We start from the raw sequence: 22,000 nt of genomic DNA on the forward strand, positions 1-22,000 counted from the left end.
GTGACGACACATCCTTGTGCGCAACCAGTTTGCTCTAACGATCTTTCTAGCTGTGAGTTAACCGCCAATATCAATCCAAGTAGACTTCAGTTCGCAGTACTTGTCCAGCGCGTGCAGGGATTTGTCACGGCCATTGCCGGACTGTTTGAAGCCGCCAAAGGGAACTGTGATGTCACCGCCAAAGTAATTGTTCACCCACACGGAACCGGCGCGAATATCCCGCGCCAGGCGATGGGCGCGGCCCAGGTTCTGGGTCCAGATCCCGGCGGCCAGGCCGTAGATGGAGTCATTGGCGATCGCCAGGGCCTCCGCCTCGGTTTCGAATTCGATCACCGCCAGCACCGGGCCAAAAATCTCCTCCCGGGCGATGGTCATGGAGCCGTCGACACCGCGAAACACCGTCGGCTGGTAGTAGTGACCGCCCTCCACGGCTTCCGCCGCCGCACCGCCACAAACCAGTTGCGCACCCTCTTCGATACCCTTGGCCACATAGTGTTCGACAGTGTCAAACTGGCCCTTGTCGATCAGGGCCCCCATAACCGTGGCCGGGTCCTGTGGGTGACCCGGTGCGAAGCGCTCACTGGCCCGCTTCACTTTCTCGATAAATTCCCCGGCGATGGATTTTTCCACCAGCAGGCGGGAACCGGCGGTGCAGGTCTCGCCCTGGTTGTAGAAAATCGCCAGGGCCGCCGCTTCCGCCGCCTTGTCCAGGTCCGCATCGGCAAATACGATGTTGGGGCTCTTGCCCCCCAGCTCCAGGAAGGTGCGCTTGAGGTTGGACTGGCCGGAGTATTCGGTGAGGGTTTTACCCACCTCGGTGGAGCCGGTGAAAGTGAGGCAGTCGATGTCCATGTGCAGACCCAGGGCCTTGCCGAGGCTGCTGCCGGGTCCCGGAAGCACGTTCAACACGCCGTCCGGCAGACCGGCCTCCCGCGCGAGGCCCGCCAGTTTGATGGCGGTCAATGGCGTACTGGAGGCGGGCTTGAGAATCACGCTGTTGCCGCTGGCCAGTGCCGGGCCCAGTTTCCAGGCGGTTGTGGACAGGGGGAAGTTCCAGGGCACTATGGCGGCCACCACCCCCAGGGGCATGCGGGTGACCAGACCCAGTTCAGCGGGACCTGTGGGTGCGACTTCGTCGTAGATCTTGTCGATGGCCTCACCGCTCCAGCGGATGGTGGTCGCCGCGCCCGGCACATCGACACTCATGGTGTCGCTGATGGGCTTGCCCGCGTCCAGGCTCTCCAGCAGGGCTATCTCCACCCGGTTTTCTTCAATCAGTTCGGCAAAACGCACCAGAATCTTCTTGCGCGCCATGGGCGGCATATGGGACCAGACACCGGATTCGAAAGTCTCGCGCGCCACTTTCACCGCCACCTCGGCATCCTTGGGGCCACAGCTGGCCACCTGCGCCAGCTCGCGCCCATCGGCGGGGCTATAGGTTGCCCGGGTGCTGCCGGACAGGGCATCGACGTAGGCGCCGTTGATGAAAGCGCGCCCCTCTATCTCCAGGGTGTCCGCGAGGGCCAGCCACTCCTGCAGGGTTGTCGGGGTCTTGTGGTGTTCTGACATGGCTCACCTCGATAGAAACTGAAGATTTATTTGGTTTATACCTAAAATGTGATCACAAATCAAAAGGCGGCCTAGGATTCACTGCCCGGATCGAGGGCCTCGAAAGTGCCCTCGTCACGATTCTTGCGCGCGCCGGGAATGGGGAAGACGCGGTTGTGGAAGGCGATATAGAAGCCGGGCGCCATCAGTCGCGCCGCCAACAGCGCCTCTATCACATTCTGCCGGGCGTCGGAGTCGATAAACCCCATGGGTTTCATGGCCCCGGTAAAAACCACCGGCACCGGCAGGGTACCCAGCTTGCGATAGCAGTATTCAGCGGAGTTGGACATGGTATCGGTACCGTGCAGTACGACGATGGGGTCTCCGTGCCCGGCGGTGGCCTGAATCGCATCGGCGATCAGGGCCCGGTCACTGTCGTCCATCTCCAGGGAATCCTTGTTGAGGATGCTGTCCAGCTCCAGGCGGGTGTAGGGCAGGCGCAGGCCGGCAATCAGGCCCTCGCGAATAATGGAGGCGCGATTCTTGAGGGTACCCTCCTCCTCGCAGTAGCTCTTCTCGATGGTACCGCCGGTGGTGAGGACGCGGACTGTGGTGGTGGGGTTTGGATCGGTCATCGCTTGTCTCCACTGGGCCTGGGGCCTGTCGGCGCACTGTTGCCGCAGGCTGGCGGCATCATAGTGCCGAGCGCCAGTGGCGACAATACGATTGGCCCCGCGTCTTCGCCACCCTGCAGCAACAAGAGTCAGGCAACATGGGTCTGGATTCGCAGCCAGTCCTCCTCCAGTTGCATCGCCAGCCGGTCGCCGCTGTGCAGGGTGCCCACGCCGGCGGGTGTTCCGGTGAGCACAAGGTCCCCGGGCATCAGGGTGAAGTAGCCGCTGATATAGGCCACCAGATCCAGCATCGGCGTAAGCATATGCCCGGTCTTGCCCCGCTGGCGCAGCGCATCGTTCAGCCACAGGGAAAAACTGAGGTTGTCCCAGTCCGGCAGCCAGTCGAGCTTCAGGAAGGGCGACACTGGGCAGGCGCCGTCAAACCCTTTGGCCTTTTCCCAGGGGTGACCGGCCCGCTTCAGCTCTGTCTGCAGATCCCGCAGGGTCAGGTCCAGCGCCAGTCCCAGCCCGGCGATGGCCGCGGGCACGTCGGCGCTGTTGGCACCGCTCAGCTGCCGGCCGATCAGCAGCGCCAGCTCCCCCTCGAAGTGACAGTCCCCGCGACCTACCGGCAGGTGAATGGGCTCCTCTATATCCACCGCGGCGGTGGCGGGCTTGATAAACAGCAGCGGCTCCTCCGGTACCGGGTTGTCCAGCTCGGCGGCGTGGGCGGCGTAGTTGCGGCCGACGCAGACGATCTTGCCCGGTACCGCCGGCTCACAGGCGGTACCGCAGGTGAATCTGTGGCGATACATGGAAACCCCCTTAGGATAGACATTTCGCTTAAAGCTTTTTAGGCCGCATGTGGTATGATCGCGCCCTCGCCGGATTCCCGGTCTTCTCTATCGCATCCCATTACCCATGGTCAAGAGAGTTTATATGGCTGCGCAGATCTCATTGCAAAAAGACAAGATCCGTATTCTGTTGCTGGAGGGCGTACACCAGTCCGCCATCGACCTGTTGGGCTCGCGCGGCTACACCAATGTGACCCATCTGAAAACGTCACTGCCGGAAGACGAGCTGCTGGAGCAGGTGGCGGACGCACACTTTATCGGTATTCGGTCCCGCACGCAGCTGACCCGCAAAATTCTGGAGCGCGCCCCCAAACTGATCGGCGTCGGCTGCTTCTGTATCGGCACCAACCAGGTGGACCTGAAGGCAGCCACGGAGCTGGGAATCGCCGTTTTCAATGCGCCCTATTCCAATACCCGCAGCGTGGCGGAACTGATCATCGCCGAGACCATACTGCTGCTGCGCGGCATACCCTCAAAGAATGCCGTGTGCCATCGCGGCGGCTGGCTCAAGTCCGCCGCCGGCGCCTACGAGGCCCGCGGCAAAACCCTGGGTATCATCGGCTACGGCGCCATCGGCTCGCAGTTGTCAGTGATGGCCGAGGCCATAGGGATGCGGGTGGTGTTTTTCGATGTGATCACCAAGCTGCCTCTGGGCAACGCCCACCAGTTGGCTTCCCTGGACGAGCTGCTGGCACAGGCCGACGTGGTGAGCCTGCACGTGCCGGAACTGCCCTCCACAAAGATGATGATGGGCGAGGCCCAGCTGCAGCGTATGAAACCCGGTGCCATACTGCTGAACGCCTCCCGCGGCACAGTGGTGGATATAGACGCGCTGGCGGCTGCGCTGGAAAGCGGTCATCTCGCCGGCGCCGCCATCGATGTGTTCCCCCTGGAGCCGCGGGGCAACGACGAGGAATTCCGCTCGCCCCTGCGCGGTATCGACAATGCGCTGCTGACGCCGCACATCGGAGGCTCCACCGTGGAGGCACAGGAAAATATTGGTACCGAGGTGGCCGACAAGCTGGCACTGTATTCCGACAATGGCACCACCACCAGCTCGGTGAATTTTCCCGAAGTGGCGCTGCCGGGCCACGCCGGGGTGCACCGGTTGCTGCATATTCATAAAAATGTGCCCGGTGTGCTGGGCGCCATCAACCAGGTGTTCTCGGAGAACAACATCAACATCTCCGCCCAGTATCTGCAAACCAACGAAACCCTCGGCTATGTGGTCATCGACGTGGACGCTGAATATTCCGACCTGGCGCTGGAGAAACTGAAGAATATTCCCGGCACCCTGCGCTGCCGCGTATTGTTCTGACGGTGGGATCCGGCTGACATCACCGCGGTTATTGCGGTAAAATTGGCGACATCAGCACCGGGCTGTTTAACCGACGCCCGGTGCCACCTCCCCCCGCTCCGATCTGCGAGTTACCGTGAACAATAGAGACGATTACGCCACCGGCCTGCTTGCCGGCATTTCCGCCTTTCTTTTCTGGGGGCTGGCGCCGCTGTACTTCAAGCTGTTCGCCGACATCCCCGCTACCGAACTGCTCGCCCACCGCAGTATCTGGGCACTGGCGCTGGCACTGATCATCATGGCGCTGATGGGCAAGTTGCGGGGTTTGCGCAGTGTCCTGGGGGACAGGCACAAGATGCGCACAATGGCACTGTCCGCCCTGCTGATCGGCAGCAACTGGCTGGTATTTATCTGGGCCATCACCAACGACCATTTGCTCGATGCCAGCCTCGGTTATTACATCAACCCGCTGATCAATGTGCTGTTGGGAGTGCTGGTGCTGGGGGAGCGGCTGCGCCGCCTGCAGTGGATCGCCGTGGCGCTGGCGGCCACCGGTATCGGCTGGTATCTGCTGCAGTTCGGCCGACTGCCGGTGGTGGCGCTGTTCCTGGCACTGACGTTCGGCTTTTACGGCCTGGTACGCAAACGCGCACCGGTGGACAGTCTCACCGGCCTCGCGGTGGAGACCATCTATATACTGCCGCTGGCCCTGGCCTACCTGATCTGGAGCGGCAGTCCCAGCAGCAACCCCCTTAACAACAGCTGGCAGCTGAACAGCCTGCTGTTGTTGGCCGGCCCCGTCACCCTGACACCGCTACTGCTGTTTAATATTGCCGCGCGGCGACTGAACCTGTCGACGGTGGGATTTTTGCAATATATCGCCCCCACTCTGCAACTGCTGGTGGCGGTGACACTGTTTCACGAGCCGTTCGACCACAACCTGCTGCTGACCTTCACCTTCGTCTGGCTCGGCCTGGCGCTGTACACAGGGGATGCCCTGATCCTGCGCAGAAAGCAGCGGCAACAGCTTGCCTGAGGGGACCAGCTATTTATTGGGTTGCCTGGTGACTAAAAGGTAAATAGGGGCTAGGGCCCGCCCCGCTTTTCCTCAGCTGGCATCGGCAACGTCTGGTGTCGCCTGTCTCAGGGTTCGATAAACCAGGCGATAGCAAACCCAGGCGAGCGATGTCCCGAATGCACACAGCAGCATGACACCGCCATACCCCGATCCGCTCACCAGAATATAACCGGCAACGGCTGGCGCAACGGATTGCGTCAGCCCCTGTGCGGCCGGAACCAGCGCCGCATAGCGGCCACTGTGATCGATATTGCCAAGCGTGCCCAACTGGAAGATGTCGATAAACAGCCACATAAAATTAAACAGCGTGGCACCAATCACATAAGAAACGGGATTGATATCGAGGGCCAATCCCACCAGCAGTACGGTCATGATCGCCAGTGCCCACAGCAGGGGCTTCGACTGGCCGTAGCGATTGCTAAGCCAGGTGGCAATGGCACAACCACTCAGAGTGAACAAAGTGCCCAGTGCCAGGGTGTTGGCGATAAAATCGTCGCTGAGATTGGCGTCGACACCAGCCCGTTCGATAAATGCCCAAAATGCACCGACGTTGATATACACCGCCGAGACGGCCGCCAGGCACACCCAGGGAACCCAGCGCGGCAGGTACAGTAAGGCGCCGGAGTCGGTAGCCGCGACTTCCTCTCCCCCTGCCGCTGTTTCTATGCCGCGAGCGGGCAACCACTGAACAAAGGCGGCCACCAGAGCAAAGGCCGCACAGAAAAACAGAAAGATTCCATTTACACCCCAGCGGTCGGAAATGGATGGAAAGGTGTAAAGTTCAATAGCGTTCACCGCCACCAGCGCAAACAACAGAATACTGTAGTTGCGACCCGTGTGGTGGGACCCCGCCAGAGTTGCCACACCCAGGGCGTAACAGACTCCACCGCCGATGCCCGACAGAACCCGCACGACTATCAGCGACTCGAAATCCGTAATAGTGGTCGACAGATAATTGTTGGCGATGGCCAGTGCTATTCCAAACAGCGCCATCCACTGTCGATTGATACGGGTCAGCAGCAGCGATGTGGTAATCGAAGCGACAAAAATCCCGAACAGATCCGCCGATGCCAGCCAGCCCAGCTGCTGCTCATCAAACCCCAAAGATTCCGCCATGGCGCCCACCAGCATGGGCATACCGATAAACACGGCGTTCCCCACGATACTGATGACCACCGCCGCGGTGATGGTCCTGGGCCGATCAAAAATGGCCTGGGTGGATAGATCACCCGTGGTTGAGACAGACGCGACATCAGACATAGCGGGCTCTGGGGTTATTGATCTAATTCTTGCGGCGCAGTACCGGCAGTGGCAGCAGACGTTGCTGTTCCGGCCAATATTTTCACTACCAGGGGCTGACAGTGCCAGAAACCGGCAACGAAACCCATCCCCCCAACAGGGGAGTTGGAAGCCTAAGCCCTATGCCTGAAAGTAGTGTTCCAGCGGATCCGTGCCCCTGTGCCCCGCGTTGGTGCGGACAGAGTCGATAAAGAGATAGAACAGCTCCGACTGAGAGCTGATATCCAGTTTTTGGTAAATGTTTTTGCGGTGGTGTTTGATGGTCTCCTGACTGTTGTCGAGCTTTTGCGCAACGGACCTCATTGAATGTCCATGCAGCAGGAGGTAAACAATGTCGCACTCCTTTGGCGTCAGGATGGATTGGCCGAAATTCTGCAGAGCCTGGTCCAGATGTTCCTCAAAATTATTGTTGTCGTGACTCTGGGCCTGCGACCACCGCAACAAAATACTACGAACAACCGGCTCGATAGTTTTCAGGTTTCGCAAATCCGCAGCGGAGAAAACCCGGGTGCTCTGGCGACGGGCCAGTGAAACGCTGACCAGCGTGCCCTGACTGTCTTTAAACAGATAACAAATCTCGTCGATCAGGCCGGTTTGCTGGTAATAGAGACTGAAGTATTCCGATTGTTCAAATCCGGCTGGCGCCACATCGCTGAGACTGAATACCCCTTCAACCCCCCGATCAATGGCCGAACGGTAGTAGGGATCGAGGACATAGGCCGCGTTCTCATAAAGGGCAACATGGTGGGACCTGTTCTCATCCGCCTGTAATCGATCGTGAGTCACCTGGGCGCCCCGACCCTTGGGATAACGCAGCACCATACCGGGACTGCTGTCCAGCAGTTGTTCCAATTCCCTGAGCAGTTCGCCGATGGCTTCGTTATTGAAATCCTTATCGATGATGCCGGCCAGGGTTCGAGACCAGGCTGCGTCGAGGATGGGCAAAAGTCAGCTCCAGGATGTCCCCCCTTTGGGGGATCTACAGAAAGTGGGAAAGCTGTAATAGTCAGCAAAACGAAAAAACCATAGCAATGATTAACCTGGTGAGCAAGAAGCGCCTCCAAGTCTAATTGGATGTCACGGGAAAAAAACAACTTCGACCAGGTGCAATTGACTGATTCCCCAGACCCCTACCGGCTGATTTCCGGTGACAGCAGGGCCTGGGCTTTTCAATTCATCTGCTAGCGTTTTTCCAGCGGGAAAATCGGCCAATAAACAAAAATTCAGGTTTTAAGGAGAAGAATATGAACCCGCGTTACAACCTGGCAGCGGTCAGCACCGCTCTGGCCATCTGTTCCCCATCCGTCCTGGCCGCCCAAATTGAAGAGGTCATGGTCACCGCCCAAAAACGGGCTGAGTCTGTCAATGACATAGGGGTTTCCGCCAGTGCGTTTTCCGGCGATCAGTTGCAACAGGCGGGTATTGATTCTGCTGTGGACCTGGGTGGCCAGACACCGGGCCTGGTTGCAGTAAACTCCACCTCCGGGGGAACACCTATATTCGCAATACGCGGTATAGGGCTCGACGACTTCAGTGCAAACAATTCCAGCGGTGTAGGCGTCTATACGGATGAAGTCTTTGCCAGCAGCCCCGCTTACCTGGGTGGGCAACTGTTTGATATCCAGCGGGTTGAAGTTCTCAAAGGCCCGCAGGGTACCCTCTACGGTAAAAACACCACCGGCGGTGCCATCAACTTTATTACCAATAAACCCACAGATACATTGGAAGCCTACCTGGAAGCGGATTACAGCAGCTTCAATACGCTGGAAGTCACCTCCGCAGTGTCCAACGCTCTGAGCGACAGTGTTCGCGGCCGTCTCAGCATCAACTATGTCAAATCCCAGGACGGCTGGCAGCAGGACGAGGTGACCGGGGAGGAATTTGGCCTGCAGGATCGGTTTGCCATTCGCGGACAGCTGGGTTTCGACTTTGGTGATAACGGCGATGGAAATCTGCGCGTCTACTACAACCAGGACAAATCCAAACCCTTGTCTCCCGACAGCGAAGGTATTGGGGATGCCCTGCTGCTGCCGGATTTTAATGTGCTTAATTCCCCCGATGATCCGCGCAAAGTCAGTGTTGGCAACCTGGACGTGGATCGCGACGAGAGAGGCAGTGGCATAGCGCTGACCCTGAACTACAGTTTCGAGTATTTCGACTTTGTGTCTATCAGTTCCTGGGACAGCTACCGCCGGGACATCGTGGACAATTACGATGGCACAGCCGCCTCCACCACCACTCTGCTGCAGGATAACGACCTGGCTCAATGGGCACAGGAATTTCGCCTGGTGTCCAATAGCAGCGGGGGTTTTACCTGGGTGGCTGGCGTGAATATTTCCAACGAGCTGGTTGATGCCGTCGATATCTTCGATGACTCCTTCCTGGTCACCGACTCCGTAGCCAATGGTGTGCTCAATCCGGCAGATATCAGTGCCTTTGAGCTGGACCAGTTTATTTCCGACTATGAACAGGAAACCGATTCCTACGGCTTCTACCTGCACACTGAAACCAGTATTACCGATACCACAAGCCTGATTGTGGGCCTGCGCTACTCCTATGACCAGCGCGCTTTTAAAGGTGAGGACACCAACCTCAGCTTTGGGGAGATTTTTCCCATTGTTTCACTGGACGAAAGCCACGACGAAGACGCACTTACCGGAAAAATCGGCCTGGACTGGGACGCCACTGACAATCTGATGGTCTACGGCAGTGTTTCCACCAGCTATAAAAGCGGCGTCTACTATGGGGCCGCGGTAGTGGACAGCGATGCCTGGAGCTACATCGAGCCGGAAGATGTGCTGGCTTACGAGGCGGGCTTTAAGTGGAGCCTGTTCGACAGCAGCCTACAGCTCAACGGCGCTGTGTTTATGCTGGAATACGAAAATCGTCAGTCCCTGTTTACCTTCACCTCCGATGAATTCAGTGAGCTGCTGGGTGTACCGGTATTGGATACCACCCTGGCCAGCATTCCGGAATCCGAAACCCGCGGTTTTGAGCTGGACATCCACTGGTTGCCTACGGATTCCCTCACCATCCAGGCGGGCGTCGCCTACCTGGATGCCGAAGTGACCAAAGCACCGGGAATCGATGAGCTGCGCGGTATCAATCCCGACCCGAGTGTGAACGATATGGCGATTGTCAACAGCACAGGTTTTATCGATGCGCTGGGTGCCGGATTAACCGCCGGTACTCCGCTGTCGCAGGCTCCGGAGTGGAGCTACAATGGTTTAGTGGCTTACGAAACACCGGTGAGCAGCGATTGGAGCCTGCGTCTGCAAACCAGCTACAGTTGGGCCGACAGCCAGTTTGCTCAACTGGCTGACAGCAACGCCGAGTACGGACCAGTTGAAGACCTGGGTGTGCGTGTTTCCCTGATTCATGTGGATGAAGACCTGAGCTTTAGTCTCTGGGGGCGTAACCTCCAGGACAATGATTCTGTGACTTATGCCTTCACCGGTTTTGCGGGTCGCACGGTCTATCGCCAGCAGCCAACCACCTATGGGGCAAGTGTTAAATACAGCTTCTTTTAATTGGACCCACAAGCCATTAACCCGGCAGGCAGGCAAATAAACAGCGGGGTTAATTACAGTGGAGATTGTGGGGCGGCCCGGGTCGCCCTTTTCTGGAATCCAACCACCCTGATGCTCCCCTTTAAGTGGGATACCTCCACAACCGAAAGACCTCCATACTGGTTGCCATGATTTAAAAGCTCAGAGAGATATTATGAGTGATTACAACACCAAAGAATTAGTGGAGAAAGACAAGGCGCACTTCACTCATCCCTGGACGGTGTTTGATGTGTATAACCACCAGGGCGCCCTCCCCATAGGGCGCGCGGAAGGCTGTTATATTTACGATACTGACAACAACCGTTATCTGGATGCGGTCGGGGGCCTCTGGTGCAACAACATCGGCACGGGTCGCGAAGAAATGGCAGAGGCCATTGCGGAACAGGTTCGCCGGATGTCCTATTCCAGCCCGTTTGTGGATCTGACCAATGTGCCGGCGACCCTGCTGGCAGAAAAGCTTGCCTCACTGGCCCCGGGTGATCTGGACCATGTTTTTTACAGCTGCGGCGGTTCCACCGCCGTGGACACAGCTTTCCGCCTGATTCACTACTACCAGAACTGCCGCGGCAAGCACCACAAAAAGCACATTATTTCCCGCAAGTCGGCCTACCATGGTTCCACCTTCGCGGCTATGTCCATCGGTGGCAAAGCAGGGGACCATCCACCGGAATTCGACTACATAACCGATACTATTCATCACGTTTCGGCACCGAAGTTTTACGGTGATACCAGTGGTAAAACCGAAGCGGAGTTTCTCGACGGTCTGATTCAGGAGCTGGAAGACAAAATCACTGAATTGGGTGGTGCAGACAAAGTCGCCGCTTTTTTCGCCGAACCCATACTAGGTGCCGGTGGCGTGATTGTGCCACCACAGGGGTATCACCAACGCACCTGGGAGCTTTGCAAAAAATACGACATCCTCTATGTCTCCGATGAAGTGGTGACCGCCTTTGGCCGCCTGGGCCACTGGTTTGCCTCGCAAGACGCATTCGGTATTCAGCCGGACATCATTATCTGCGCCAAGGGCCTCACTTCCGGTTATCAACCGCTGGGTGCAACCATCTATTCCGACAGGATTCACCAGGTTATCAGTGAAGAGGGGCACGGGCGTTGCTTCGCCCATGGCTTCACCTATTCAGGTCACCCGGTTGCCTGTGCTGCGGCCCTGAAAAATATTGAAATCCTGGAGCGTGAAAATCTGGCCGGCAATGTGTCTCAGCTGGCACCCTACTTCGAGAAACGCCTGAAATCCCTACTGGATCTTCCCATAGTGGGCGATGTGCGCGGTCGCGGTTTTATGTGGTGTGTGGAATTTGTGGCCAACAAGGAAACCTGCGAACTTTTCCCGGAAGAGCTGGACATCGGCAAATGTATTTCCAACATCGCCGACACCAAGGGTCTGATTGTCCGGCCGATTGTCCACCTGAATGTCATGTCGCCGCCGTTGGATCTGACCCGCGACGAGATCGATTTTATTGTCGACACCCTGCGTTCCAGTATTGAGGCAACCGTGGCGGAGCTTGGGCGGGAAGGTTATCAGTTGTAGGGATCTGGCAGTGAATCATCTCGACAAGCTTTTTATTGACGGCCAATGGGTAGCCTCCGACGGCGACGAATGGCTGGAAGTCATCAATCCCGCCAGGGAAACGCTGGTGGCTCGAGTGCCTTCGGCGACAAACGGTGATGTGGATAGAGCCGTGGCCGCCGCTAAAGCGGCATTCCCGGCCTGGTCGATTACCAGCGTGGCCTATCGACAACAGCTGTTGGTTACCATCGCGGAGGCCATGCAAGCCCGCGCCGACCAATTGGCGCAGGTGGTGTCCGACAGTATGGGCTGTCCCCTGAAGGTGGCTAAATGGTTGCAGATCGAAGGTAGCATCCAGGCCATGGGTGCGTTCGCCCGGCATATGGACGCGGTGGCCTGGGAAGAGCCCATGCACAACGCCATTGTGGTTCGGGAAGCCGCCGGGGTCTGCGGTTTTATCAATCCCTGGAATTATCCTCTACACCAGTTTGTGGGCAAGGTGGGGGCCGCGCTCGCGGCCGGGTGCACTATGGTGGTTAAGCCGTCTGAGCAGACCCCCTTGCAGGATTATATGATGGCGGAAATTCTGCTGGAGGCCGGACTGCCCGCTGGCGTATTCAATCTGGTACCGGGTAAGGGTCAGAATGTGGGTGCCCATTTGAGTCAACACCCGGACCTCGACGTTATATCCTTCACCGGTTCCACCCGTGCGGGTGTAGAGGTTGCCAAAGCCGCTGCACCTACGGTCAAACGCGTCACCCAGGAGCTGGGCGGCAAGTCACCGTTTATTATCACCGCCAGCGCGGATCTTAAAACAGCAGTGCGCTACGGGGTGGAGGATGTGATGCTCAACAGCGGCCAGACCTGCACTGCGTTAACCCGCATGCTGGTGCCCTCCGGGTCCTACCAGGAAGCCGTGGCCACAGCGAAACAGATTGCCGAGTCGCTGTTGTTGGGGTATGGCGACCAGGCGTTCATGGGGCCATTGAGCTCCCGGCAGCAACAGCAGCGCGTGCTCGAGTATATCCAGCTTGGTCGCCAGGAGGGCGCGAGACTGGTTTGCGGGGGCGAGGCCGCACAGGTGGATGGAGCGGGATACTATATTCAACCCACGATCTTCGCCGACGTTCACAATGGAATGGCCATTGCCCAGGAGGAAATCTTCGGCCCGGTATTGTGTATGATCCCCTATACCGATATCGATGAGGCCGTGGCGATTGCCAACGATACGCCATATGGGCTATCTTCCGGGGTATTCGCCGGCAGTGACAGCGAGGCGCTGTCTATCGCCAAACAGATCAGGGCCGGCCAGTGTTATCTAAATGGCGCGGTTTTCGATTGCCAGGTGCCTTTCGGGGGCTACAAGCAATCCGGCAATGGTCGTGAGTTTTCCCCACTGGGCATCGAAGAGTTTCTTGAAATCAAGGCCATTCAGCATCCTGTCGAGCAACCCGTCTAATATCAGTCTGTTAGAGTTAGTGAGCAAACGGAAGCATTATGAACCAACCGTTTAATCAGCCCCTGGGCGGCAACCAGATGCCGCGCTTTGGCGGCCCGGGCACCATGTTTCGACTGCCGTCAGCCTCCCTGTCTGACAACCTGGATATCGCCATCATCGGTGTCCCCCTGGATATTGGTACCAGCAACCGCAGTGGAACCCGCTTTGGTCCGCGCAGTGTGCGCAACGAATCCGTATTGGTGCGCCCCTATGGAATGGCCACCCGTGCAGCACCCTTTGACAGCTTTCAGATTGCCGATCTGGGTGATGTGCCGTTAAATACTTTCAACCTGAAAGAGTCGATTCGCATTATCGAAGACTACTATGACCAGGTGGTGGCTCACGATATCAAGCCGGTCACTGTCGGCGGCGATCACACCATAGCGCTGCCGATATTGCGCGCACTGCATAAAAAGCACGGCACCATGGCGCTGATTCACGTGGACGCCCATGCGGACATCAACGATCACATGTTCGGGGAGAAGGAATGTCATGGCACCATCTTCCGCCGTGCGCTGGAGGAGGGCCTGGTGGACGGCAACAAAATGGTTCAAATCGGTTTGCGTGCCACCGGCTATAGCGCCGAAGATTTCGACTGGTCACGCAACCAGGGTGTGCGGGTGGTCCAGGCTGAAGAGTGCTGGTACAAATCCCTGGAGCCATTGATGGCCGAAGTCCGCCAGCGCATTGGCAAAGACACCCCTGTCTATTTGTCGTTTGATATCGATGGTCTGGATCCCTCAGTGGCACCGGGAACAGGAACACCGGAACCGGCAGGTCTGACAGCCTCCCAGGGGCTGGAAATTATTCGCGGCTGCTGGGGCACCAATCTGGTGGGCGCGGACCTGGTGGAGGTATCCCCTCCCTACGATACCAGCGGCAACACCTCCCTGCTGGCCGCCAACCTGATGTTTGAAATGTTGTGCAGTTTTCCCGGCTGTATCAGGCGTGACTGATATTAACCCTGCGGCACAAGGATTTGCCGCAGGCCGGCGACAGAAACCGGCCCAAAAAGAGGAAATTAAAGAGAGGGTTATCGGCCGGAGCGTCTGGCACTGCTGTAAAGGCAGAGCATATCCAGGGCCAGACTCGCCGCTGCCAGTGCGGTAATTTCCGCATGGTCGTAAGCGGGCGCCACTTCCACCTGATCCATACCCACCAGATTAATACCTTCCAGTCCCCGTAAAATACGCTGCGCCTGATAACTGCTCAGTCCGCCGACAACCGGTGTACCGGTACCCGGCGCGTAACAGGGGTCGAGACAGTCAATATCAAAGGTAAGGTAGCTGGGGTGATCACCGATACGCGCGCGAATGGCCTCCACTACTGCATCCACGCCATTGCTGTGAACCCAGTGCGCGTCCAGCACCTGGAAGCCGATAGTGTCATCGATACTGGTGCGCATACCAATTTGGATAGAACGCGATGGGTCCACCAGCCCCTCCTGTACCGCGTGATAGAACATGGTGCCATGATCGATGGTGCCTTTACTGTCATTCCAGGTGTCGTAGTGGGCATCGAAGTGAATCAGCGACAGTGGACCAAACTTCTTCGCATAGGCTTTGATGATCGGGTAGCTGATAAAATGATCGCCGCCCAGTGCCAGTGTCGCTGTGTCCTGCTGCAGAATTTGCGCGATATGGTTTTCGATAATCCCCGGAATTTCCTGTGGGCAACTACTGTCGAAACCGCAATCGCCGTAGTCCACCACGGCGAGATTATCAAAGGGATCAAAGCCCCAGTGATTGACCGAACCCCAGGCCAGATTGCTCGATGCCGCGCGAATTGCTCTCGGCCCCAGGCGCGCGCCGGAGCGATTGGAAACCGCCAGATCGTAGGGGATACCTGTAACGGCCACATCCACACCGTCGAGATTGCGACTGTAGTTACGGCGTAAAAAGCTCAAAACCCCGGCATAGGTGGGTTCGACATCACTACCCTTCAGAGAATTACGGGTGATCGCAAAATCGGTGGGGAGGGGCATGACTACCTCTGATTACAAGGACGAAAAACCTCAGTTTAATCAAAGGTGCTGTCTTCCCCTATCCCCCTTTCGGAGGAGGGCCGGCAGGGGCCAGATACTGACTCAGGGGGTCCGGCGCGTCCGCCGAGAGATGGGGCAATGAGTCCAGGAACAAATAAAACAGTTCCGATTGATTGGTGATATCCAGTTTCTGGTAGATACTCTTGCGATGACTCTTTACGGTAGAGTGGGCCACATGCAAACGCTCGGCGGCCGATTGATTGGAATGCCCCTGTAACATCAATCGAACCAGCTCCTGTTCTTTCGGTGTGAGCAGGCTGCTGCCAAAGTTGTTCAATGCCTGCTGCACACTCTGGGCTACGAATTGTTGGGATCCAAGTGCCTGAAGTTGCAGTTGTCCGTGCTGGAACAGCAGTGCCGTCAAAATATCCAACCTGGCAGCCAATACATTGTGACAAGCGTCCTCGGACCCTTCGTTCGCATCCAGCGACAAATGCAAAAAATTCTGTTCGCACAAAGGCACCTGAATAGTGATTTCATGGTGCAGCTTCAGCGGTAAATAGTAGCGGGTGAAAAACTCGGTTTGCTCGAATTCGTCGGGGGCCACATCGCTCAGCATTGCGATCCCCTGCCTTTGCTGTTCGACACTGGCCCGATAAAAGGGATCCAGTACGTAGATGCCGGTATCTATATAATCGCGCACATGATGTTGATAGGAGGCTTCACCGTAATTGTGATACAACACAAGTGGCCGCTGATCAGGCTGGTAAAGCAACGCTAGCGGATCACTCGCCAGGGTGTCGATCCCCAGCCACGCCAGCAGCCTGGGGAAAAAATCATTGCTACCTATGGCGCGGATTATCTCACTCAATCGACGTTCTGAAGAGGGGCTGTTCATCCGTCCAAGCATAGCGCCAGGCAACGCAGAACACCATATGCAGTTTTCAGGCGCTACAAGTGGGAGCTGCCTCCTAGCACCACCACTTATGGGGAGACTATTTGCAGAAGAATCTGGAAAAAATTGAATCTGGCTTTACAGATATAAAGGTACTACTCCCATACCTTAAGTTGCGATGAGTGCCAGTGGATTACCAAGAGATCATTCTTTTTCTAGTCAAGTGATTTATTAACCTGGAAATCCAATAGTGAACCCCTGACCCATAGGTTTGCCGCCCCTGAAAACCTGCGCAAATATGCGAAGTACCTGACTTCAGGGATTCGCATCGAACTCCGGCCCGGGGGCGCCAGATCCGTGTGCCACATTAATCCCTGGGTATTTGGCAAAACTGAGTGATTTCGTCCATCAAAAATAAAAGCGGCGAGCCTGTCCCAACACAGACTAAAATTAGGGCGTTATTCATTCCGGTCAAAATCGATTCAACAGCAGACTGACTTCCAAAACATCTACAGCCTCCTCATCCCCATCAATCGCTTCCACTCTGCAACCGCTATGGGCAGCCACGCTGTCTGACCAGGAGAAGCGGCTTGCCTATGTCGGGCACTATGCTCTGGGGATGCATTGCTATTACGGTGGAAGAAGCGACAAGTGGGAGCGCCCGCTTCGGGGGTTTCACTGACCACAAATCGCAGGGACCGGCGGAATATGTGAGAATACCGGCAAAACAAAACCTGCTGCGCCCATGAGCAACAGCCAAGTCCTCTCATTCCCCTCCTTATTGCTGCCCAGCTGGCGCCGGCTGCGCACCGTGCTGATCGCGTCGCTGATCTGGAGCCTGCCACTGGGCCTGACCTGGCAGAGTTCATACCCGAGCCTGCTGCTGCGTATCCTGTCGGCCGGGCTGGTGGCCCTGCTAGTATTCAGCGTGCTGGAGAGATGGCCGCGGGAACCCCGCCGGATGCCCCGCTGGGTGCTGCAAGTACTGGGGGTCAGCGCCTCAATCCCGATATCCCTGTGGGCTATTTACGTGGGCTCCACTGAGCCGGGCGCCCCGCCCTTCTGGCAGGATCACCACCGGGCGGGCGGCTTTGCGATGCTGACTATCGGTGGGCTGCTGACCGCGCCCTGGATCGCTATGGCGGCCCTGTTGCGCCAACGGGATGCGGCGGTGCGCAACCAGGCCCGCGCCTTTGAGCGCGAGCGCGGCGAACTGGAGCGCCAGGCACTGGATGCCCGGCTGCGCCTGTTGCAGGCACAGGTGACACCGCATTTCCTGTTCAACACCCTGGCCAATGTCCGCGAACTGGTGGAATCCGCATCGCCGCGGGCACCGGCACTGCTGGACAGTCTGATCGCCTACCTGCGCGCGGCGGTGCCGGGCCGCGAACAGGTGGAGAGCAGTTTCGACCGGGAATTGTCCCTGGTGCGGGCCTACCTGGAGCTGATGCAGATGCGCATTCCGGACCGGCTGCAGTATGCCGTCGCCGCCGATACACCGGTGAAGAACATGCACTGCCCACCCATGGCGCTGCTGACACTGGTGGAAAATGCGGTGCGCCACGGCATAGACCCGAGCGAGGCGGGCGGCCGTATCGACGTGCGCCTGCGACTGGTCGATGGGCGCTGCCTGGTGCAGGTCGCCGATACCGGCGCGGGCATAGAGTCGGGAGCCGAAGGACTCGGCACTGGGCTGGCGACCCTGCGCGAGCGCTTGCGATTGACCTTCGGCGACCAGGCGTCATTGCGGCTCATCGCATTGGAACCTCAGGGACTGCTGGCGGAAATGGAATTTCCCGCACAGGAGGCCCAGTGACCAACGCAAAAGCCCTGATCGCCGAAGACGAGCCACTGCTGCGCCAGTCCCTCCGCCGCCAGCTGGCCACTCTGTGGCCCGAGCTTGAGGTGGTGGCCGAAGCGCGCAACGGCCGCGAGGCCCTGGCGCAATTTCAAAGCCTGCAGCCGGATATCTGCTTTCTGGACGTACATATGCCGGGGCTCTCCGGCGTGGAGACAGCGCGCCGTATCGGTCGGCGCTCCCACTTGGTGTTTATCACCGCCTTCAACAGCTACGCGGTGGAGGCTTTCGCCCAGGGCGCGCTGGACTATCTGATCAAACCGGTGGAGATGGACCGCCTGGCAGATACTGTCGCGCGATTGCAGGAGCGCCTGCGTACAGCGCAGCCGGCACCTGACACCGGAACGCTGCTGGAGCAGCTGGCCGCGCAGATGGAACGCAAAAAACCCGAAACACTGCGCTGGATTCGCGCATCCGTCGGCTCGGTACTGCGACTAATCCCGGTAGATGATGTGCACTACCTCCGTGCGGACGACAAATATACGTTGGTGGCCTGGTGCGAAGACGGCGGTGAGGCCGGCGAAGCCCTTATCCGCACGCCACTGGCGGAATTACTCGGCCAGTTGGACCCGCAGCGGTTTGCACAGGTGCACCGCTCCGTTGTAGTCAACCTACACGCGGTCAGCCACCTGGTGCGCAAGGGTGACACCGCCCGAATCCATCTGCGGCACCGGTCAGAAACGCTGCCGGTCAGCCGGCGTTATCTGCATTTGTTCCGCCAGATGTAGTATCTGCCCCCATCCAAGACACCGTTCAGCCACCCATATCGCCATTGGCGGCACTCTATCCGCAGCCCATCACCTCCCCTCTAGCCGTAGCGGCAAGCCGCACTTAAGTTGTGTGGATCAAGGAAAAACACCAGGGGGAATGATGAGCACTGCAGTCACAGGGGCCGCCCGGCCCGCGACCAGACATGCCGGTGACGGCGGCCTCAAGTTACTACACAGCGCCGGAGCCACCTGGCTGACCCTGGCGTTCATCGGCCAGTTAATGTTGGCGGCCTATGTGGTGGGGTTTTATCTGCGAACGGCAGTGACCGGTGACTGGCAGCGCTGGAATCAGGTGCTGCCGGTGGGCTATGTGGAGGGGGATCTGATCGGCAACCTGGTGTTGGGTCTGCACCTGCTGTTCACCGTCTTTATTATCGCCGGCGCCGCGCTGCAGCTTGCGCCCCAGGTGCGCCGCCGCTGGCCCCGTTTCCACCGCTGGAACGGCCGTTTCTATCTGCTCTCCGCGGTCATCATGAGCCTCGGTGGGCTCTACCTGGTCTGGAGCAGGGAATCACCCAAAGGCAGCCCAATTCAGGATGTTGCCATCTCCATCAACGCCCTGCTGATCCTCGCCTGTGCCGCAGCCGCCTTGCATTTCGCGCGCGGCAAACGCTTTGAGCAGCACAAACGCTGGGCTCTGCGCCTGTTTCTGGTGGTGAGTGGCGTGTGGTTTTTTCGCGTGGGCCTGACCTTCTGGCTACTGGTCAACCAGGGCCCGGTGGGTTTCGACCCCAAGACGCTGACCGGCCCCTTTGTGGTCTTCCTGGGTTTCGCGCAATACCTGCTGCCGCTGGCGCTGCTGGAAGCTTACTTTCGCGCAGGCGACAGTCACAGCAGCTATGCCCGCCTATCCATGAGCGCCTGCCTGGGCCTGTTTACGCTGATCACCGCCACAGGTATTTTCGCCGCGGCAATGATGCTGTGGCTGCCGCGCTTGACCGCCTGAGCTGATTGCGAACTTGTCAATCGCAGGCGTTCAACCACTGGTCCAGGGCCACCAGTATCCGGTGCCGGTAGGGCTGGGTTTCGTTGATCATCTGGTGGCGGGCACCGCGTATGATCACCCGCCGGCTGTTGGGGAAGCGCGAGCGAATCGCACGCATATTGTATCGCCAGGAAACTGTCTCGTCCCCGGTGCCCTGTACCACCAGAATCGGTTTCCTGTTCACCGCCGTCTGCGGGAAGGTTTCCAGCCAGTCCACCAGGGCCCCCAGCCAGCGCATGGAAATCACCGGCGACTGCAGCGGGTCCCGATGCGCCTGGCGGCGGGCGAATTCCGCATCGTGCGTGTTGATATTGAAACCGCGATTGGGGGCCAGTAGAAACAACCGACCCAGGTAGTAGATCCACTTGCGCAGGTGCCAGCGCGCCGGGCGCACCAGCGGAGCCAGCAAAAACACCTTGTCAAACGGCTGCCAGCGGCTGTACTGGAGATAGGCGAGCAGCGCCGCACCGCCGGTACTCTGGCCAAGCGCGTGCCAGGGACCGGGCAGCTTGTCTGCGGCAATACGCAGCAGTGTGTGGAGTACCTGGCGGTACTGCAGGAAGGTATCTATAGCCACTCGCTCGCCACTGGATAACCCGTGTCCGGGAAAATCGAAAACCACCACATTCAGGTTGCGCTCCAGCCCAAAACGGATGGCCGGGCCATAAATACCGGTGTGATCGAAATAGCCGTGGCAGATAAACAGGGTACCCCGAGGCTTTTCCACCAGCCAGTATTGGGACACCAGCTGGAAACCGGACGCGACAAAGGTCCCCACCCCGGTCTTATGGGCCAGGGGAAACTGCAGGTGGTAAAAATTGCGGTAATCCTCCAGCGCCGGCGGCAGGGGCTCGTCGCCGCAAAAGTCCAGGTCCGGCAGCTGTTCACGCAGGGCCGAATAGTCCGGCCGCCGGATCACCGGGCTGTGCGGCAGACTGGAAAACTCTTGCATTAGATCCATAGTTCCATGTTACTGCATTTTTTTGCGCAGCTGGACCTATGCCCGCGGCGGCCGGCGGCGCCAAAAGTTCTGGCCGCGTCACCGCCGGGGTTGTTGTGGCTACTTGACCTGTGGCTCCAGTTCCCCGGCCTCATACCGCCGCGACATTGCCTCCAGGCTCAGGGGGCGAATCCGGCTGGCATTACCGGCGGTGCCGAAGGCCTCATAGCGGGCCACACAGATGTCCCGCATAGCGTTGAGCGCTACCTGGTAGAATTTGCGCGGATCGAACTCGGATGGATTCTGGGCCAGGAAGCGCCGGGTAGCGCCGGTGGAAGCCAGGCGCAGATCCGTGTCGATATTCACCTTGCGCACACCGTGCTTGATTCCCTCGCAAATCTGCTCCACCGGCACACCGTAAGTCTCCGCTATCTCACCGCCGAACTCATTGATCACCGCCAGCCACTCCTGCGGCACCGACGATGAGCCGTGCATCACCAGGTGGGTGCTGGGAATGCGTGCGTGAATGGCCTTGATGCGGTCTATGGCGAGGATGTCACCGGTGGGTGGACGGGTGAACTTGTAGGCGCCGTGGCTGGTGCCGCAGGCGATGGCCAGTGCATCTACCCTGGTCTTGCGCACAAAGTCGGCGGCCTCCTCCGGGTCGGTGAGCAATTGCTCCTTGGACAGTTTGCCCTCCGCACCGACACCATCCTCCTCCCCCGCCATACCGGTTTCCAGGGAGCCCAGGCAACCCAGTTCGCCCTCCACCGATACACCACAGGCGTGGGACATGGCCACTGCGCGCTGGGTCACATCGACGTTGTACTCGTAGGAGGCCGGCGTCTTGCCGTCCTCTTGCAGTGACCCGTCCATCATCACCGAGCTAAAACCCAGTTGAATGGAGCGCTGGCAAACAGCGGGGCTGGTGCCGTGGTCCTGATGCATCACCACTGGAATCTCCGGGAACTCCTCAATCGCGGCCAGGATCAGGTGGCGCAGGAAAGGCGCACCGGCATATTTCCGTGCCCCGGCGGAGGCCTGTACGATCACCGGCGAGTCGGTCTGCCTGGCGGCCTCCATGATCGCGCGCATCTGCTCCAGGTTGTTGACGTTGAACGCGGGCACGCCGTAATCGTGCTCGGCAGCGTGATCCAGCAGTTGACGCAAGCTGATAAGGGCCATGAACAATACCTTCGTTATTTAACTGGTCGATTTGACTGGCGCTCCCCGCCGGGGGCGAAGCACCTTCTCTGCTAGAGGCCAGGGGCCCCCAGTACTGAAAA

18 protein-coding genes are annotated in these 22,000 nt (G+C 58.5%); 9 read left to right on the top strand and 9 right to left on the bottom strand.

Translation table 11 applies throughout. The annotated features are described in order from the left end of the window. Positions 1–57: 57 nt before the first annotated feature. The 3 genes from ABVT36_RS15465 to ABVT36_RS15475 form a co-directional block, all read right to left on the bottom strand. Positions 58–1,569 carry an aldehyde dehydrogenase gene (locus tag ABVT36_RS15465; protein ID WP_368457343.1) on the bottom strand — a complete coding sequence of 504 codons (1,512 nt, stop codon included), beginning with the start codon at positions 1,567–1,569 and terminating at the stop codon, positions 58–60. A 71-nt stretch (positions 1,570–1,640) separates the two neighbouring features. Beyond that, positions 1,641–2,183, bottom strand: coding sequence for an asparaginase (locus tag ABVT36_RS15470; protein ID WP_368457344.1), 543 nt, complete (start codon positions 2,181–2,183; stop codon positions 1,641–1,643). A gap of 128 nt (positions 2,184–2,311) precedes the next feature. Then, a complete protein-coding gene (locus ABVT36_RS15475) occupies positions 2,312–2,977 on the bottom strand; it encodes a fumarylacetoacetate hydrolase family protein (protein WP_368457345.1) in 666 nt (221 codons plus the stop codon). Positions 2,978–3,101: 124 nt separating this feature from the next. On the opposite strand from ABVT36_RS15475, the gene serA reads away from it, so the two are divergent. After that, entirely contained in the window at positions 3,102–4,334 is a 1,233-nt protein-coding gene (gene serA, locus ABVT36_RS15480; RefSeq protein WP_368457346.1) for a phosphoglycerate dehydrogenase, read from the top strand. 115 nt (positions 4,335–4,449) lie between these two features. Continuing rightward, positions 4,450–5,349, top strand: coding sequence for an EamA family transporter RarD (rarD, locus tag ABVT36_RS15485; RefSeq protein ID WP_368457347.1), 900 nt, complete (start codon positions 4,450–4,452; stop codon positions 5,347–5,349). A gap of 72 nt (positions 5,350–5,421) precedes the next feature. On the opposite strand, the gene ABVT36_RS15490 is transcribed toward rarD, so the two are convergent. Further along, positions 5,422–6,651, bottom strand: a complete 1,230-nt coding sequence (locus ABVT36_RS15490; protein ID WP_368457348.1) for an MFS transporter — start codon at positions 6,649–6,651, stop codon at positions 5,422–5,424. 159 nt (positions 6,652–6,810) lie between these two features. Next, positions 6,811–7,635 (bottom strand): helix-turn-helix transcriptional regulator, encoded by an 825-nt coding sequence (locus ABVT36_RS15495; RefSeq protein ID WP_368457349.1) that lies wholly within the window; start codon positions 7,633–7,635, stop codon positions 6,811–6,813. A 299-nt stretch (positions 7,636–7,934) separates the two neighbouring features. On the opposite strand from ABVT36_RS15495, the gene ABVT36_RS15500 reads away from it, so the two are divergent. From ABVT36_RS15500 to speB (ABVT36_RS15515), 4 genes are all read left to right on the top strand, one after another. Continuing rightward, positions 7,935–10,220 (top strand): TonB-dependent receptor, encoded by a 2,286-nt coding sequence (locus ABVT36_RS15500; RefSeq protein ID WP_368457350.1) that lies wholly within the window; start codon positions 7,935–7,937, stop codon positions 10,218–10,220. 193 nt (positions 10,221–10,413) lie between these two features. Then, positions 10,414–11,805, top strand: a complete 1,392-nt coding sequence (locus ABVT36_RS15505) for an aminotransferase (RefSeq protein ID WP_368457351.1) — start codon at positions 10,414–10,416, stop codon at positions 11,803–11,805. 10 nt (positions 11,806–11,815) lie between these two features. Continuing rightward, on the top strand, positions 11,816–13,243 hold the full coding sequence (locus tag ABVT36_RS15510; RefSeq protein ID WP_368457352.1) for an aldehyde dehydrogenase family protein: 1,428 nt from the start codon (positions 11,816–11,818) through the stop codon (positions 13,241–13,243). A gap of 38 nt (positions 13,244–13,281) precedes the next feature. Next, entirely contained in the window at positions 13,282–14,238 is a 957-nt protein-coding gene (gene speB, locus ABVT36_RS15515) for an agmatinase (RefSeq protein WP_368457353.1), read from the top strand. Positions 14,239–14,315: 77 nt separating this feature from the next. Here the strand turns inward: speB (ABVT36_RS15515) and speB (ABVT36_RS15520) are convergent, their stop codons facing one another. Further along, positions 14,316–15,266 carry an agmatinase gene (gene speB, locus ABVT36_RS15520; RefSeq protein ID WP_368457354.1) on the bottom strand — a complete coding sequence of 317 codons (951 nt, stop codon included), beginning with the start codon at positions 15,264–15,266 and terminating at the stop codon, positions 14,316–14,318. Positions 15,267–15,324: 58 nt separating this feature from the next. After that, the gene (locus tag ABVT36_RS15525; RefSeq protein WP_368457355.1) at positions 15,325–16,137 is read right to left on the bottom strand and encodes a response regulator transcription factor; all 813 of its coding nucleotides are present in this window, start codon (positions 16,135–16,137) and stop codon (positions 15,325–15,327) included. A gap of 769 nt (positions 16,138–16,906) precedes the next feature. Here ABVT36_RS15525 and ABVT36_RS15530 point away from each other — a divergent pair. The 3 genes from ABVT36_RS15530 (at position 16,907) to ABVT36_RS15540 (ending at position 19,735) form a co-directional block, all read left to right on the top strand. Then, positions 16,907–17,977 carry a sensor histidine kinase gene (locus tag ABVT36_RS15530; RefSeq protein ID WP_368457356.1) on the top strand — a complete coding sequence of 357 codons (1,071 nt, stop codon included), beginning with the start codon at positions 16,907–16,909 and terminating at the stop codon, positions 17,975–17,977. Then, positions 17,974–18,747 carry a LytR/AlgR family response regulator transcription factor gene (locus tag ABVT36_RS15535; RefSeq protein ID WP_368457357.1) on the top strand — a complete coding sequence of 258 codons (774 nt, stop codon included), beginning with the start codon at positions 17,974–17,976 and terminating at the stop codon, positions 18,745–18,747. Before ABVT36_RS15530 ends, ABVT36_RS15535 begins: the two co-directional genes overlap by 4 nt. A 139-nt stretch (positions 18,748–18,886) precedes the next feature. Then, on the top strand, positions 18,887–19,735 hold the full coding sequence (locus tag ABVT36_RS15540) for a DUF2306 domain-containing protein (RefSeq protein ID WP_368457358.1): 849 nt from the start codon (positions 18,887–18,889) through the stop codon (positions 19,733–19,735). Positions 19,736–19,751: 16 nt separating this feature from the next. On the opposite strand, the gene ABVT36_RS15545 is transcribed toward ABVT36_RS15540, so the two are convergent. Then, on the bottom strand, positions 19,752–20,726 hold the full coding sequence (locus tag ABVT36_RS15545; protein ID WP_368457359.1) for an alpha/beta hydrolase: 975 nt from the start codon (positions 20,724–20,726) through the stop codon (positions 19,752–19,754). Between the two features lie 108 nt (positions 20,727–20,834). Then, a complete protein-coding gene (gene fba, locus ABVT36_RS15550) occupies positions 20,835–21,899 on the bottom strand; it encodes a class II fructose-bisphosphate aldolase (protein ID WP_367152128.1) in 1,065 nt (354 codons plus the stop codon). Positions 21,900–22,000: the final 101 nt, after the last annotated feature.

Source organism: Microbulbifer sp. TYP-18 (genome assembly GCF_040932045.1).
GTDB lineage: Bacteria > Pseudomonadota > Gammaproteobacteria > Pseudomonadales > Cellvibrionaceae > Microbulbifer.

Excerpts from the sequence above, each read along its gene's own strand:
- ABVT36_RS15465 (WP_368457343.1), bottom strand. The coding sequence starts at position 1,569 with ATGTCAGAACACCACAAGACCCCGACAACCCTGCAGGAGTGGCTGGCC.
- ABVT36_RS15470 (WP_368457344.1), bottom strand. The coding sequence starts at position 2,183 with ATGACCGATCCAAACCCCACCACCACAGTCCGCGTCCTCACCACCGGC.
- ABVT36_RS15540 (WP_368457358.1), top strand. The coding sequence starts at position 18,887 with ATGATGAGCACTGCAGTCACAGGGGCCGCCCGGCCCGCGACCAGACAT.
- ABVT36_RS15490 (WP_368457348.1), bottom strand. The coding sequence starts at position 6,651 with ATGTCTGATGTCGCGTCTGTCTCAACCACGGGTGATCTATCCACCCAG.
- speB (WP_368457353.1), top strand. The coding sequence starts at position 13,282 with ATGAACCAACCGTTTAATCAGCCCCTGGGCGGCAACCAGATGCCGCGC.
- ABVT36_RS15505 (WP_368457351.1), top strand. The coding sequence starts at position 10,414 with ATGAGTGATTACAACACCAAAGAATTAGTGGAGAAAGACAAGGCGCAC.
- speB (WP_368457354.1), bottom strand. The coding sequence starts at position 15,266 with ATGCCCCTCCCCACCGATTTTGCGATCACCCGTAATTCTCTGAAGGGT.
- ABVT36_RS15500 (WP_368457350.1), top strand. The coding sequence starts at position 7,935 with ATGAACCCGCGTTACAACCTGGCAGCGGTCAGCACCGCTCTGGCCATC.
- serA (WP_368457346.1), top strand. The coding sequence starts at position 3,102 with ATGGCTGCGCAGATCTCATTGCAAAAAGACAAGATCCGTATTCTGTTG.
- fba (WP_367152128.1), bottom strand. The coding sequence starts at position 21,899 with ATGGCCCTTATCAGCTTGCGTCAACTGCTGGATCACGCTGCCGAGCAC.
- ABVT36_RS15530 (WP_368457356.1), top strand. The coding sequence starts at position 16,907 with ATGAGCAACAGCCAAGTCCTCTCATTCCCCTCCTTATTGCTGCCCAGC.
- ABVT36_RS15545 (WP_368457359.1), bottom strand. The coding sequence starts at position 20,726 with ATGCAAGAGTTTTCCAGTCTGCCGCACAGCCCGGTGATCCGGCGGCCG.
- ABVT36_RS15475 (WP_368457345.1), bottom strand. The coding sequence starts at position 2,977 with ATGTATCGCCACAGATTCACCTGCGGTACCGCCTGTGAGCCGGCGGTA.